Annotated in this window: 15 protein-coding genes and 3 other annotated features; of the genes, 13 read left to right on the plus strand and 2 right to left on the minus strand. The window is 43.6% G+C overall.

All coding sequences use genetic code 11. The features are described 5' to 3' along the window. The first annotated feature begins 1 nt into the window (after nucleotide 1). From AC1DIV_RS17900 to AC1DIV_RS17945, 10 genes are all read left to right on the plus strand, one after another. Nucleotides 2-268: a YokU family protein gene (locus AC1DIV_RS17900; protein WP_477577012.1), complete on the plus strand. Its 267-nt coding sequence runs from the start codon at nucleotides 2-4 to the stop codon at nucleotides 266-268. A gap of 65 nt (nucleotides 269-333) precedes the next feature. After that, the gene (ablB, locus tag AC1DIV_RS17905) at nucleotides 334-1,197 is read left to right on the plus strand and encodes a putative beta-lysine N-acetyltransferase (protein WP_477577014.1); all 864 of its coding nucleotides are present in this window, start codon (nucleotides 334-336) and stop codon (nucleotides 1,195-1,197) included. A gap of 12 nt (nucleotides 1,198-1,209) precedes the next feature. Next, nucleotides 1,210-1,449: a ferredoxin gene (locus tag AC1DIV_RS17910; protein WP_063594590.1), complete on the plus strand. Its 240-nt coding sequence runs from the start codon at nucleotides 1,210-1,212 to the stop codon at nucleotides 1,447-1,449. A 44-nt stretch (nucleotides 1,450-1,493) separates the two neighbouring features. Continuing rightward, nucleotides 1,494-2,861, plus strand: coding sequence for an aspartate aminotransferase family protein (locus AC1DIV_RS17915; RefSeq protein WP_048688598.1), 1,368 nt, complete (start codon nucleotides 1,494-1,496; stop codon nucleotides 2,859-2,861). A gap of 10 nt (nucleotides 2,862-2,871) precedes the next feature. Beyond that, complete coding sequence (locus AC1DIV_RS17920; protein WP_034309697.1) at nucleotides 2,872-3,570, plus strand: CoA transferase subunit A; 699 nt, start codon at nucleotides 2,872-2,874, stop codon at nucleotides 3,568-3,570. After that, nucleotides 3,555-4,217, plus strand: a complete 663-nt coding sequence (locus tag AC1DIV_RS17925) for a 3-oxoacid CoA-transferase subunit B (protein WP_048688600.1) — start codon at nucleotides 3,555-3,557, stop codon at nucleotides 4,215-4,217. Before AC1DIV_RS17920 ends, AC1DIV_RS17925 begins: the two co-directional genes overlap by 16 nt. A 19-nt stretch (nucleotides 4,218-4,236) precedes the next feature. Beyond that, nucleotides 4,237-5,418, plus strand: a complete 1,182-nt coding sequence (locus tag AC1DIV_RS17930) for a thiolase family protein (RefSeq protein WP_328129807.1) — start codon at nucleotides 4,237-4,239, stop codon at nucleotides 5,416-5,418. An 11-nt stretch (nucleotides 5,419-5,429) separates the two neighbouring features. Beyond that, complete coding sequence (locus tag AC1DIV_RS17935; RefSeq protein WP_477577016.1) at nucleotides 5,430-6,755, plus strand: peptidase; 1,326 nt, start codon at nucleotides 5,430-5,432, stop codon at nucleotides 6,753-6,755. A gap of 121 nt (nucleotides 6,756-6,876) precedes the next feature. After that, nucleotides 6,877-8,370: an amino acid permease gene (locus AC1DIV_RS17940; protein ID WP_082162912.1), complete on the plus strand. Its 1,494-nt coding sequence runs from the start codon at nucleotides 6,877-6,879 to the stop codon at nucleotides 8,368-8,370. A gap of 294 nt (nucleotides 8,371-8,664) precedes the next feature. Beyond that, nucleotides 8,665-9,300, plus strand: a complete 636-nt coding sequence (locus AC1DIV_RS17945; RefSeq protein WP_477577018.1) for a DUF7010 family protein — start codon at nucleotides 8,665-8,667, stop codon at nucleotides 9,298-9,300. A gap of 40 nt (nucleotides 9,301-9,340) precedes the next feature. Here AC1DIV_RS17945 and AC1DIV_RS17950 read toward each other — a convergent pair whose 3' ends face one another. Further along, entirely contained in the window at nucleotides 9,341-9,616 is a 276-nt protein-coding gene (locus tag AC1DIV_RS17950; RefSeq protein WP_477577020.1) for a hypothetical protein, read from the minus strand. 110 nt (nucleotides 9,617-9,726) lie between these two features. Beyond that, nucleotides 9,727-9,947: a binding site (T-box leader), on the plus strand. Nucleotides 9,948-9,977: 30 nt separating this feature from the next. Then, nucleotides 9,978-10,199: a binding site (T-box leader), on the plus strand. A 31-nt stretch (nucleotides 10,200-10,230) separates the two neighbouring features. Then, nucleotides 10,231-10,453 (plus strand) — a binding site (T-box leader). Nucleotides 10,454-10,497: 44 nt separating this feature from the next. On the opposite strand from AC1DIV_RS17950, the gene thrS reads away from it, so the two are divergent. After that, complete coding sequence (gene thrS, locus AC1DIV_RS17955; protein ID WP_445670171.1) at nucleotides 10,498-12,405, plus strand: threonine--tRNA ligase; 1,908 nt, start codon at nucleotides 10,498-10,500, stop codon at nucleotides 12,403-12,405. Between the two features lie 17 nt (nucleotides 12,406-12,422). Further along, nucleotides 12,423-12,662 carry a hypothetical protein gene (locus tag AC1DIV_RS17960; RefSeq protein WP_477577022.1) on the plus strand — a complete coding sequence of 80 codons (240 nt, stop codon included), beginning with the start codon at nucleotides 12,423-12,425 and terminating at the stop codon, nucleotides 12,660-12,662. A 429-nt stretch (nucleotides 12,663-13,091) separates the two neighbouring features. On the opposite strand, the gene AC1DIV_RS17965 is transcribed toward AC1DIV_RS17960, so the two are convergent. After that, a complete protein-coding gene (locus AC1DIV_RS17965; protein WP_477577024.1) occupies nucleotides 13,092-13,718 on the minus strand; it encodes a LysE family transporter in 627 nt (208 codons plus the stop codon). A 233-nt stretch (nucleotides 13,719-13,951) separates the two neighbouring features. Here AC1DIV_RS17965 and asnA point away from each other — a divergent pair, with 233 nt between their 5' ends. Then, a complete protein-coding gene (asnA, locus tag AC1DIV_RS17970; protein ID WP_477577102.1) occupies nucleotides 13,952-14,947 on the plus strand; it encodes an aspartate--ammonia ligase in 996 nt (331 codons plus the stop codon). Nucleotides 14,948-15,159: the final 212 nt, after the last annotated feature.

Below are 15,159 nucleotides of genomic sequence, written 5' to 3' on the forward strand. Positions count from 1 at the left end.
GATGGACTGCTTATGGTGCAATACCCCAAACGTGGAAGAAAGCGAAAAGAAGGATTGTTACTGGATCATGCCTGACGGGAAACGCTCAATAAAAGTCCTTCAAGTTCCGGCCATAAACTGTCCTGAATGCGGAATCTATGTGTCTGATTCGATGAATCAAAAGGTTGATGAAGCCTTATCCATATATGATGTGAGTGAATATCCTGATGAGTTTACGTATGAACAGCTTCTTCAGGCACCTGTCAAGCAATTATTCAATTGGAAATAGAATGCCGGGAGAAGCGGATGATAGGCATCTCTTCTCCCGAATTCTTTAAATAAGGGGGATACATGATGCCTGTTCAAAAGCTGCCTTTTTTTACCCAAATGGAGACCGGGGGTTGTTATACGATGGAACTCTATCATGATCATGCCAATCAGCGCTTGCGCATGGATGATTATCGGGGAAATATCAAAAAAGCGATCGATCGGGCCCTTGCCATCGCAAAGGAGCAGGGCTTTACAAAAGTGATACTTAAAGCAAGGAATGAAGATTTATCAGCAGCGTTGGGTCAGGGATTCATGCTGGAAGGAATATTGAGCAAGTATTTCAAAGGGAATGATGCCTATTGCATGGCCTTCTATTTAACGGATGAAAGGCGGACTAGCGACTTTTGGGTCAAGGAAGATATGGTCATCCAAGATGTAACCACAGTTCCTAGACCGATTGCATCCCAGCAAATCCCTGACGGTTATATCCTCCGGTCTGCTACGGAGAAAGATGCACAAGAGCTGGCGAAGCTATATGGTGCCATTTTTGAAACCTACCCTACACCGATGAATGATGAACGATATATCAAGAAAGTGATGGAGGAAGGGACGATCTTTAGTGTTATCGAATATGAAGGAACCATCGTGAGTGCTGCATCCGCTGAAGTGAATGAGATGTATCATAATGCTGAAATAACGGACTGTGCAACAATTCCCCAGCATCGAAAGCATGGTTTCATGAAGGTGCTCATCTCCGCATTGGAACAAGAATTGTACAGGAAAAACATTTATTGCTCCTATTCATTGGCCCGTTCATTGTCAATGGGCATGAACGCCGTCTTTCATCAGCTGGGATATGAATATGGCGGCAGATTAACGAAGAACTGTAATATTTGGGATAAGTATGAGGACATGAATATTTGGGGTAAAGATTTATCCCTCAAGTAGGAGGATTTTTCTATGGCTAAATACACATGGGTTGATAAAGAAACGTGCATTGCGTGCGGGGCGTGCGGTTCAACAGGTCCTGAGATTTATGACTATGACGATCAAGGGATCGCTTTCGTCATCCTGGACGATAATCAGGGAATTGCCGAAGTTCCTGAAATCCTGCATGATGACATGCAAGATGCCATGGAAGGCTGCCCTACGGAATCCATCCTGATTCAGGATGAGCCTTTCAGTCTTTTAAGAACGTAATAGATTAATAGATAATGTGTACGAATGTTAAAAGGAGAGATGAAATGGAACGAAATCATTTGATTAAGCCTACTTTAGATCAGGACTATCCCACTATCTCTCATGGGAATGGAATTTATCTTTATGATACAGATGGAAAACAGTATATAGACGGCTCATCAGGAGCGGTCACGGCAAGTATTGGACATGGTGTATTGGATATTGTCGAGGCCATGACGGAGCAGGCCCGCAAGGTTTCTTTTGCATATAGGTCTCATTTTACGAGTGGAGCCGCAGAGGCATTGGCCAAAAAGCTAAGTGAGCTGGCTCCAGGGGATTTGAATTGGTCATTTTTTGTGAACAGTGGATCGGAAGCGACCGAAACGGCAATGAAGATCGCGATTCAACATTGGCAAGAAAAAGGGTTTGAGCGAAAAAATCGCATAATCTCCAGGTGGACCAGTTATCACGGGATCACGATGGGCGCTTTATCGATGTCAGGCCATGTACCAAGAAGGAAACGTTTTGTGCCGCTATTGGAGGATTTTCCTAGCATATCTGCTCCCTACTGCTATCGCTGTCCTCATAATAATGAAACTTCAGGATGCAAGCTTAAGTGTGCAGATGAACTGGAGACAGCCATTCAAAGGGTCGGCTCCGAGAATATCGCAGCCTTCATCGCAGAACCGATAATCGGGGCATCCGCTGGTGCTGTAACACCGCCGGATGGCTACTATCAAAGGATTAAGGAAATCTGCGAAACCTATGACATTCTTTTTATCGCCGATGAGGTAATGACGGGAATCGGCAGGACAGGAAAAATGTTCGCAATGGAACACTGGGGAGTCACCCCGGATATCATCGCATTGGGTAAAGGAATGAGCGCCGGGTATACTCCAATCGCAGCCACGATGATTACTGACCGTGTCATGGAGCCGATTTTAAAAGGCTCGAAATCTATCATGGCTGGACACACATATAGTGCAAACCCTCTATCGGCAGCCATTTCATTGGAAGTGCTTTCCTACATTGAGCGCAATGACCTGGTTCGGGCAGCGGAAGAGAAAGGTCAATATCTGTTTAAGAAGCTGCAAGGCTTGGCTGAGAAATTCGACATCATCGGTGATGTTAGAGGGAAAGGGCTTCTCCTTGGACTTGAGTTTGTCTCAGATCGGGTGTCAAAAACGCCATTCGACTTGCAAATCGGCCTGACTCCAAGGCTTGTCAACAAGGCTTTTGCGAAGGGGTTGATAATCTATCCTGCTGCAGGTGCGATTGAAGGAATCGCTGGTGATGCGGTTATCATATCTCCGCCATTAATCATTACGAATGAAGAAATCGATCGCCTCGTCAAGATACTGGAAGCTTCCCTCGAAGAGTTGCAGCAAGAATTGCACGCGGAAGGTTTGATTGAAGACATGCAGGCTATTTAGGAGGAACAGTATGAAGCAGGTCATTACGAAGAAAAACAAAATTGTGACCATGGAAGAAGCGCTGGAGCATATTTCCGATGGATGCACACTCATGTATGGCGGATTTGGCGGAGTGGGAACTCCTCCGACGCTTGTACAGGGTATCCTTGACAAGGGTGTTAAGGAATTGACCTTGATTGGCAATGATACTGGATTCCCTGATATCGGCATTGGCCGGCTTGTGACTGCTGAAAGGGCAAAGAAAGTGATCGCCTCGCATATCGGATCCAATCCTAATGCCGGCAAGCTCATGACTGAAGGAAAGCTGCAAGTCGAATTTTCACCGCAGGGGACATTAGCCGAACGGATTCGTGCCGGCGGTGTAGGCTTAGGCGGGATTTTTGTCGATGTCGGGATTGGTACGATAGCCGAAGAAGGCAAGGACAAGATTGTGATAGAAGGAAAAGAATATTTGGTGGAAACCGCTTTGACGGCTGAGGTCAGCATCGTCCATGCCAAAAAGGCCGATTCACTTGGGAATTTAGTGTACGACAAGACTGCATGTAATTTCAATCCGCTGGTAGCGATGGCAGGGGCCTTCACGATTGCGGAAGTGGAGGAAATCGTTCCTGCAGGCGAATTGGATCCGGAATGTATTGCCACACCAGGCATTTATGTAGATATGGTGATTCCGACAAAAGGGGTGAATTGGAAATGGGCATGGCAGTAGATGTACGAAATCGCATCGCGAAACGCGCCGCCAAGGAAATCCATGACGGTTTGATCGTCAATTTAGGCATCGGTATCCCTACCTTGGTGGCAGATCATATTCCTCAAGATATCCATGTGCTGTTCCATGCGGAAAATGGAGTTCTCGGTACGGGTCCAAGTCCTGATCCCGGAAAAGAAGATCCTGCCCTCTGTAATGCGGGAGGTTTCCCGATCACCACTGTAATGGGAGCTTCTTACTTTGACAGTGCAACGGCATTTGGGATGATCAGGAAAGGATACATCGACATCACCATCCTTGGGGCCCTGGAAGTCAGTGAAAAAGGGGATTTGGCGAATTGGATCGTCCCAGGAAAGCGGGTGCCGGGTATGGGCGGGGCAATGGAACTTGCCCAGAAAGCCAAAAAGGTGATCGTCCTGATGAATCACGTGAATAAGCAGGGTGAATCTAAGATCTTGAAGACATGTACGCTGCCATTGACGGCAAGAAAGAGTGTGGATTTAATCATTACGGATATGGCTGTAATGGAAGTTACAGAAGAGGGATTGGTGCTTAAGGAAGTCATGGCGCCATATACCGTGGATGATGTGATAAGGAATACAGAGGCATCATTGAAAATCCATGCTGCCGTCAACACCATTGAATAGGTAAGAGGAGGAAAAAAGCTTGAATGAAGTTGTCATCGTTGCTGGGGCGCGAACTGCAGTTGGATCCTTTGGAAAATCACTCAGGAATGTTAAAGCTACCGAATTGGGCCGTCAAGTATTGGAAGGTTTAATGGAGAATTCCGGTTTGGGTAAAGAAAAAGTCAATGAAGTGATTTTCGGACACGGCTATGTCCACGGAGGCGGACTTAACTCGGCACGAATTTCGTCGCAGCTGGCATGTTTCCCGCACAGTGTCCCAGGACACGTTGTAATCAAAGCATGTGGATCAGGTTTAAAGGCCATTACCAACGCCGCTTTAACTATCGCTGCTGGTCAAGAAGACGTCATTATTGCCGGCGGAGTGGAGAGCATGAGCAATGTGCCTTATATCGTGAAAAATAGATGGGGCGGTAAATTTGGAAACGTAACGATGGAGGATGCTCTGCTGGCAGATGGATTAATATGTTCCTTGGAAAATGATCATATGGGAATCACTGCCGAGCGCTTGGCTGAAAAATATGGTATCCGTCGTGAAGAACAGGATCAATTTGCTTATCAAAGCCACAAGAAGGCTTGGAAAGCTATAGAAGAGGGTCGCTTTAATAGAGAAATTATTTCACTTAAAATCAAGGATCGAAAAGGTCTTCAAATCTTCAACCATGACGAAGGGGTACGCGAAGACATTCATCTAGATCAACTAGCCAATCTTCAGGCAGTATTCAAAAATGAAGGAACCATTACGGCAGGAAATGCCTGTCCTATGAATGATGGGGCTGCAGCTGTACTTTTAATGTCCAAGCAACAAGCAGAAGAAAAGGGATTAAAACCGCTCTTGAAAATAAAGGCTTTTGCCAGTGCAGGAGTGGAACCTGGAGTTATGGGGATTGGACCAGTACCCGCTACTCGAAAGGCATTGGAAAAAGCAGGTCTATCTTTACGGGATATCGGACTGATTGAACTTAATGAAGCCTTTGCTGCCCAAGCACTTGCAGTGATCAAGGAGTTAGATTTGAATCCGGATATTGTCAATGTCAATGGGGGGGCAATTGCACTTGGTCACCCTGTAGGAGCAACAGGTGCAAAATTGACAGTCACACTGATGCATGAAATGTTGCGTTCACAAGTTAAGTACGGAATGGTAACGTTGTGTATGGCAGGAGGAATGGGACTTTCAGTAATCTATGAGAATATGTGTAATTAAGGAGGATAATCGTGCCGGATATACAAAAACGGATAAACCAATGGATCAAGGATCATCGGGAAGAAGGAACGAACCTATTGCAAAAAATGGTACAAGCCCCGAGTACACAAGGAAATGAAGCGGGGGCACAGGCCATCGTCGCCCAAAAGCTGCAGGAAATGGGTTTGCAGATCGATAGTTGGGAACCAAACGGCAGCGAGCTGAAAAAGCATTCTTATTTCTATTCTCCGCGCAGTGAATTTTCCAACAGCCCCAATGTGGTGGGTATCATGAAAGGGACTGGGGGCGGACGTTCCATCATCTTGAACGGACACATCGATGTCGTTCCGGACGGTGACCGAGATCAGTGGGACGACGACCCATATAGCGGAGCGATTAAGAATGGAAGAATGTTTGGACGCGGCGTAACCGATATGAAGGGTGGAAATGTATCGCTGATCCTGGCGATGCAGGCTTTGAAGGAAAATGGCATCCAATTAAAAGGAGATGTCATATTTCAAAGTGTAATTGAAGAAGAAAGTGGCGGTGCCGGAACATTAGCGGCTGTCCTTAGAGGGTATAAAGCCGATGCCGCCCTGATCCCTGAACCGACGAATATGAGGATCTTCCCGAAACAGCAGGGTTCGATGTGGTTCCGAATCCATGTTAAAGGCAGGTCAGCCCATGGCGGAACAAGGTATGAAGGCGTTAGTGCGATTGAAAAAAGCATGACCGTCATCAATCATATTCGTGCCTTGGAAGAAAAGCGAAATGCACGTATCAGTGATCCGCTTTATCAGAACACGCCCATTCCGATTCCAATCAATCTAGGCGTCATTAAAGGCGGTAATTGGCCGTCATCCGTTCCCGACCTTGTGAAAGTCGAAGGAAGGATGGGTGTTGCGCCAGAAGAAACGATGGAGCAGGCGAAAGACGAAATGGCTGCCTGGTTATTGCAGCTCGGGGAAGTGGACCAATGGTTCAAGGAAAACCCACCCGTATTGGAATGGTTCGGGGCACGCTGGGTTCCAGGGTCAATTGATGTCGAGCACGAACTGATGAATGCACTTGTTCATCAATATCGGCAAGTTGCCGGACAGGACCCGGTCATTGAAGCCTCCCCATGGGGAACGGATGGGGGATTGCTGACACATGTCGGTGAAACGCCAGCAATCGTTTTCGGACCAGGAGTAACCGAGGTTGCCCACTATCCAAATGAATACATCCTTCTTGACAATGTGTTCTCCACAGCCGAAATCATTGCGCTTACTCTAATTCAATGGTGTGGAATGGAGACTGAGCAGGATGGGGTCACCCAATCCGGGACTAGAGAGACGATACTAGGAAATGGCAATTAAACCGGATGGCATCCCAGCAAGTGAAGCGAACGATAAAGTCTTTCACAAAGCGGTTGTTAAAAAACTCTTTAATTCTTGAACTTTTAACTTTAAAAGAAAATGAGGTAGGAACCTTATGGACATGAATCTCATTGATAATGAAGAACCGACAGTTAAAAGGAATCCCATTGATAATCAAGAACCGACAGTTAAAAGGCAACTAAAAGCAAGACATATGACCATGATTGCCATCGGCGGTTCAATAGGAACCGGATTATTCCTGGCGAGCGGGGCAACCATCCAGAGCGCAGGGCCCGGCGGTGCCCTCGCTGCCTATGCCTGCATTGGGATCATGGTTTATTTCCTGATGACGAGCTTAGGGGAAATGGCGACATATATGCCTGTGTCGGGATCCTTTTCCACCTATGCCACACGCTTTGTTGATCCCGCATTCGGCTTTGCACTTGGCTGGAATTATTGGTTTAACTGGGCAGTCACCCTTGCCGTGGAAATAGCTGCAGCAGCCATCATCATGAAATTCTGGCTACCTGATGTACCCAGCCTGATATGGAGTGCCTTATTTCTTGGAATCGTCTTCACCCTCAACGCCCTATCCATTAAAAGCTATGGTGAATCTGAATATTGGTTTGCACTAATAAAAGTCATTGCCATCATTTGCTTCATCATTATTGGTTTATTGACCATATTGGGGATTTTTGGCGGAAAGGTGATCGGATTTGAAAACTTCACCATGGATGAGGCACCATTCAAGGGAGGATTTTTATCGATCATCTCAATCTTTCTAATCGCGGGATTTTCTTTTCAAGGCACAGAACTGGTTGGTATTGCTGCCGGGGAAAGTGAAGAACCCGAAAAAAACGTTCCGAATGCAATCCGCCAAGTATTTTGGCGCATCCTATTATTTTACATCGGGGCCATCCTGATACTTGGTCTCTTAATACCGTATACGAGTCCAAGCTTGTTGAACGGAAATGTCGAAAACATTTCTGTAAGCCCTTTCACGCTTGTCTTTGAACGGGCAGGGCTGGCATTCGCTGCATCCGTCATGAATGCAGTCGTGTTAACCTCCTTACTGTCCGCCGGAAACTCAGGGCTATATGCATCAACGCGGATGTTATGGTCGATGGCAAAAGATCATCAAGCTCCCAAATTCCTGGCCAAAGTCAACCGCAGGGGGATCCCGATGAATGCCTTGATCATGACATCCTTAATTGGAGGATTCGCCTTCTTGACCTCCATTTTCGGAGACCATGTATTTACATGGCTATTGAACGCATCCGGGCTGACTGGCTTCATCGCCTGGATTGGAATCGCCATAAGCCATTATCGCTTTAGACGTGCCTATGTTGCGCAGGGTGGTGACCTAAACGAACTGAAATATAAAGCAAAATGGTTTCCATTCGGTCCGATTCTTTCATTCACCCTGTGCATGCTCGTCATAGCAGGACAGAACTATGGAGCATTCCTAAGCGGCAGCATCGACTGGTATGGTGTCGCAGTCTCCTATATCGGATTACCGATATTCCTGGCAGTCTGGTTAGGATACAAGATTTATCACAAGACCAAATTAATAGCATTAAAAGATTGTCAATTCGATAAATCAGATGTGGCTTGATACCACTGGAAAAAACCTGAGCTCCCCTTTGGGGACTCAGGTTTTTTTATGAAGATTTGTATCGAAATCGAAATATATCTTCGAAAATCGGAATATATCTGCGAAAAACGGAATATATCTGCGAAAAACGGAATATATCTGCGAAAATAGAAATATATCTGCGGAAAACCAATTATATCTGCGAAAAACGGAATATATCTGCGGAAATCGAATTATATCTGCGAAACGGCATTTATCTCATCTTAAATCATTTTTTAAAGCTGAATAATTCGGGAAGTGGTGCAATATTATGCTATGTACGATTATACTGTGGATGAAAGGAAACTGATGATGAAAGAGGCGTTTCGCGGTTCTGGAATTGGAGTCATTTTCATGGCGGTCTTCGGAACACTGTGGGCGGGTACCGGTGTAATGGGATTGCAGGGGTGGGGGTTTCCCTACGTGGAACTCGCAGTCATATTCGTGGGAATCATCATGGTTATCGTTGGCATTTCATTAATACATGCATCACAAAAAATGTCCAATCAAGTTTCAGATGATGGGGCAAGACGTCTTAAGCGTATCGGATTTTTGTTTAATATGGTCTTCATTGCCGAAGGTTTGCTGATCGGGATTGCCATTGCCATCTGTAACTTGATCAATCAGACCGATCTTATACCGGGAGTCATTGCCATTATTGTAGGGATTCATTTTTTACCATTGGCGTCACTTTTCCAAATCAAGGTTTATTATGCAACAGGTGTGCTTCTCTGTTTATTGGCGCTTATTACATGGCTGATAGTGCCAGACACCGTCATGCTTGGGGAGCATCAAATCCTTGCACCGTTATCATTGCTCGGCTTTGGATGCGCGCTAATACTCTGGACCACTGGACTTACGCTATGGCTTGGAATAAAGAATTCAAGTCGAACGATAGCCGATGAAGAATGAATCAATGAAAAAACCCGTCATGGCGAACGGGTTTTTTCATTTAATTTTTCATCCAGGTCAAGAGCCTGACAATTTGAAATGGTTCATTCCAAACGAGAATGAAACTTAAAAGAAAGAATGCAGCCACAGCCAAAAATTTCGACATTCCTCTTTCATTTTTATACATGGCCCCTAAGCTGCATAACATACCAATTAGCAACGCACCGAATCCTGAAATCATAAGCAGCTCGGAGGATTTTGAAAAAGCGAGGGAACAGCAAAATGATAGGATACCAATCACTGCAAATGCGATTGACCAATTGCTTAAACGTTTCATAGAGACTCCTTTTTTACTAATTATACCAATTTGGTGTTAGTAATGGAATGAAAAAAATTGAGGTTGTCACTTATGGGAATATATTGTAATATATATAACAATATAAAATATTAGAAGCATTGATAAGGACATGAATCATTTTTACGGTCTGCAGAGAGGGAAGGGCAGCTGCGAACTTCCTGGCTTAGGAAACTGATTTACCGCCTTTGAGCCATATCGGTGAACAAGAGTAACTGATATCGTCTAAGCTGCGTTACAGCTCCAGAGCCATGAGTATTTTTTGCTTATGGGAAATTGGGTGGAATCACGGGTAAACGCACTCGTCCCTTACATAGGGATGGGTGCGTTTTTTATTATTATAATTATTGCCATGATAAGGACATGAATCATTTTTACGGTCTGCAGAGAGGGAAGGATAGCTGCGAACTTCCTGGCTTAGGAAATTGATTTACCGCCTTTGAGCTATATCAATGAACAAGAGTAACTGATATCGTCTAAGCTGCGTTACAAGCTCCAGAGCCATGAGTGTTTTTTGCTTATGGGAAATTGGGTGGAACCACGGGTAAGCGCACTCGTCCCTTGCATAGGGATGTGTGCGTTTTTTTCTATATAAAAATATGGCGATGATAAGGACATGAATCATTTTTACGGTCTGCAGAGAGGGAAGGGCAGCTGCGAACTTCCTGGCTTAGGAAACTGATTTACCGCCTTTGAGCTATATCGGTGAACAAAAAGTAACTGATATCGTCTAAGCTGCGTTACAAGCTCCAGAGCCATGAGTGTTTTTTGCTTATGGGAAATTGGGTGGAACCACGGGTAAACGCACTCGTCCCTTGCATAGGGATGTGTGCGTTTTTTTATTATTAAAAAGGGGTGTTAAAATGATTAAAGTACAATTCCCGGATGGGCAGCAAAAGGAGTATCCGCAAGGGATCACAGTGGAAAGTGTGGCAAGCTCAATCAGCTCAAGTTTAAGGAAAAAGGCAGTAGCTGGAAAACTGGATAAGCAACTGGTTGATCTAAGTCACATGCTTAATAAAGATGGCGAACTGTCGATCTTGACTCTCGATTCGGATGAAGGATTACAAGTATTACGGCATACAGCGGCGCATGTTTTGGCACAGGCTGTAAAAAGATTATACAAAAATGTGGAATTAGGGATGGGACCAGTCGTGGAAGACGGTTTTTACTATGACTTTAAGTTAGACCATCCTTTGAGCTCAGAAGATCTGCAAGCCATTGAAAAAGAGATGGAACATATCATAAGTGAAAATCTGGAAATTAAAAGGATCGAAGTGACATATGAAGAAGCTGTGAAGTTATTCGAGGGCAGAGGGGAGTCATTCAAGTTGGATATAGCCAAGAACATCCCCAATGGTGAAAAATTAACGCTCTATCAACAGGGGGAATTCATCGATCTTTGCAGAGGGCCGCACCTTCCATCCACATCATTTGTAAAATCATTCAGATTGACTCGTGTATCTGGTGCCTATTGGCGGGGAGACAATCAAAATGAAGTTCTCCAAAGGGTGTATGGCGTGGCTTTTCGAAAGAATAAGGATTTACAGGATCATTTTAAATTCCTGGAAGAAGCGGCCAAACGCGATCACCGTAAATTAGGGAAGCAGTTGGAGTTATTCATGTTTTCGGAGGAAGCCCCTGGAATGCCATTTTATTTACCGAAAGGACAAATCGTTAGAAATGAATTGGAGAAGTTCTCGCGGGAGCTTCAGACTGAAGCTGATTACGACGAAGTTCGGACTCCTTTCATGATGAACCAGCGGTTATGGGAACAATCGGGCCACTGGGATCATTATCACGAGAATATGTACTTCACTGAGGTGGATCAAACAAAATTCGCGATGAAGCCAATGAACTGTCCGGGTCATATGCTTATATTCAAAAACAGTCTTTATTCTTACAGGGATTTACCCATCCGGATGGCCGAATTCGGTCAAGTCCACCGGCATGAATATAGCGGTGCATTGAACGGGATGCTGCGTGTCCGTACATTTTGTCAGGATGATGCCCACATCTATGTACGGCAGGATCAAATCGAAAGTGAAATTAAACAAGTGTTTCATCTGATCGATAAGGTGTATCGCACTTTTGGATTCGAGTATTCCGTGGAGCTCTCGACTCGTCCGGAGGATTCAATGGGCGATGAATCCCTTTGGGAAGCTTCTGAAACAGCCCTGAAAAATGTTCTGGAAAGCATCGGGATACAATATCAAGTAAATGAAGGGGACGGGGCATTTTATGGACCGAAAATTGATTTTCATATTAAAGATGCATTAAAACGAAGCCACCAATGTGCAACAATCCAACTTGATTTTCAAATGCCCGACAAATTTGATCTGACTTACATCGATGAAAATAATGAAAAAGTCCGTCCGGTCGTCATTCATCGTGCCATCTTTGGATCGATCGATCGATTTTTTGGAATCCTGATAGAACATTTTGCCGGTGCTTTTCCAGTATGGCTCGCCCCGGTGCAAGTACAGATCATCCCTGTCTCACAAGTTCATCTGGATTATTGTTTACAGGTTCAAAAAGCACTGAAGAATCAAGGCATAAGAGTGAAAATCGATGATCGGAATGAAAAGCTGGGGTATAAAGTCAGGGAAGCACAGATGGGGAAAATCCCATATATGCTGGTCCTTGGAGATAAAGAAGAAAAAGAAAATGAAGTAAATGTCCGTAAATACGGGGAACAAGAATTTGAAAATGTCACAATAGAAACGTTCATCAAGAATATGGTCCAGCAAATAAAAGAACGCAGCATCTAACAGGAAAGCAGCTTAAATTGGAATTCACGAGTAAAAGCGAGAAACTCACGAGTAAAAGCGAGAAATTCACGAGTAAAAGCGAGAAACTCACGAGTAAAAGCGAGAAATTCACGAGTAAATGGAATAAGAAAAGACAGCCGAATAAATCGGCTGTTTTTTTATCTACAAATCCATACCCAGCCAACACCAGGAATGAACTGCTGAAAACAGTTACCCCCCGGGCCGCCTTGACCGCCGCCACCGACAGGGCAGGTTAACCTTATTGTAATCCAACTATATCTATATGATGTACCTCATTTGGTATGCCGCCTTCGAGTATCTGTACCATTCCAGTTAGTATTATTTATCCCCATTAAAATAAAGGTGTGCTGGGTGTTACCCCAAAAACCTCTGAAGCAATGACCTTGCCGGCCTGCGTTTAAATGGCTCTAAATAGTGGCTACTGGAACCAGTGTTTGTACTGGCAGTCTGTCATCATAATAAGGCAAATTAGCATAAGAATTATCGTAATAATATGGAGCAGTATAATATGGAACATTATAAGAGTAATAGCCGTAATTATACATTCAAGAAATCCTCCCTTTGTGTTTACCCTTTCAGGACATGAACAATGAGGGATAATAAAATAGGCGGCCTATTTTATATAAAAGAAATTTATTCGAATTCACGAGTTAATGCTCAACTTCTTATGTAAATAAAACCTTGGCTGCCTGGATGGCAAAGTATAGGCCGATTCCTATAAGGGATAGCCCCGAAATGATCGAGATGCCCATTAGAATGGGTTTGGATAAAAAGCGTCTGAAGCTGCTGGCGATGATGGCCATTACGAAATCCCAGGTTAAGAGGCCGACAAGGATTCCTGAGCTGTATAAAAGTAAATCATCCATATCATATTTTGAAGCGGAGTTTGCGAGAATGGAGCCGTAAATCCCCAGCCAAAACAAAATGGATAAAGGATTCGAAAGGGACATGATGAATCCTGTCAGGAATGAAGAAAAAAGGGAATCTTTCGCTTTTCGTGCATTCACTTCAATCTTCCCTGCACTTAGCAGGCTTTCGATTCCGGTATAGGTCAGGACGAAAAATCCAAAAAGCCATAAAAATGTCTTCATGAAGGAGTTGTCCAAAAAGTGGACGACACCGAAAAAGACGAGGGCTATAAAAACAAAATCCGCTAAAATGGCACCCCAGCCAAATACCCAGGCATGCCAAAAACCCTTCTTGATTCCTTTGTCCAATTGAGCAGCGTTTATGGGACCGATAGGAGCCGCCAGTGATAAACCTAATAATACAAAGCTGAAAAAAACACCCAATTCATCACCTCATCGTTTATACATCTTCGCTTATTTGAATGTATTCAAACATTTGGACTTGTACCACCTTTTTAGTCCTATTTTTTAAGTTTAGTCCGCCTTGTCTGACCTGGTGTTTTTGTAACAACATAGAAAACTCCTTCATAATGTAATTTAGTCAAATGGAAAGAAGCCAATTTTAGTGCATGCGCTATTCAAAGCGGAATTGGAGGAGAATTATGCCTGAATTATCAATGCCGAATAAATATAAAACAATTCTTGATATCATGCATACTGATATTGCAATAAATGAAATGAAGGATCATTTTGAAGAAGGACTTTCAAATGCGTTAAACCTTATTAAAGTATCAGCCCCTTTCGTTTTACATGAAGGTAATGGCATCAATGACAATTTAAATGGTGTGGAGCGGATTCTTACCTTTGATGCTCTGGATATTAAGAATAAACATATAGAAGTGGTTCAATCTTTGGCAAAGTGGAAAAGAATCACTCTTTCAAGGTATGGTTTGGCTTGTGATGAAGGCATTTACACAAATATGAATGCAATAAGACGTGATGAAAAACTGGATCATTTACACTCGTTATTTGTGGATCAATGGGACTGGGAGAAAGTCATAACGAAAGAACAGCGTAACGTGGATACATTAATATCCGAAGTGAAAAAAATATATGGTGCCATTAAATCGACCGAACGTTATATGTTTGAATTCCATCATCTGCTTACGCCTGTGTTACCTGAGGACATTCACTTCATTACGACCCAGGAGTTGGAGGATTTATACCCGGATCTTACTCCGAAGGAAAGAGAGAACGTGGCAGCGAAGAAATATGGTGCAATTTTCATTATGAAAATTGGCGGAGCGTTACAATCGGGGGAAAAGCATGATGGACGTTCACCGGATTATGATGATTGGGATCTAAATGGAGATATCGTTTTATGGAACCCACTCTTGGAATGTGCTTTTGAGGTTTCTTCAATGGGCATTCGAGTAGATGAAAAGTCATTGTTAAAACAATTAAGATTATCCAAAAACGAAAATCGTAAGGTGCTGGATTATCATAAGGCCGTATTGGAAGGAAAGCTTCCGTATTCAATAGGCGGGGGAATAGGGCAATCCAGATTATGCATGTTTTTGTTGAAGAAAGCACATATTGGCGAGGTTCAGGTTTCGGTATGGAATGACCAAATAATAGAGGAATGTGAAAAAAGGAATATTATTCTTTTATAAAGACGAAAGAACTCAAACCATTCTTAAACAGAATGGTTTTTTTGTTTTAAAGGGAATAGGGGTAATTTTGGGAGAAGCGCAACTGAATAAATGTTTCTGCACTATAACATAATAATTTAAGACATCTAATATAGGATGCAAAACAAATTGGTTTCACAAATGGTTACCTTTTATGCAATAAGTTGCTTTTATAATGGATGAGGAGTGTAAGT

Source organism: Peribacillus sp. 05N428 (assembly GCF_056397085.1).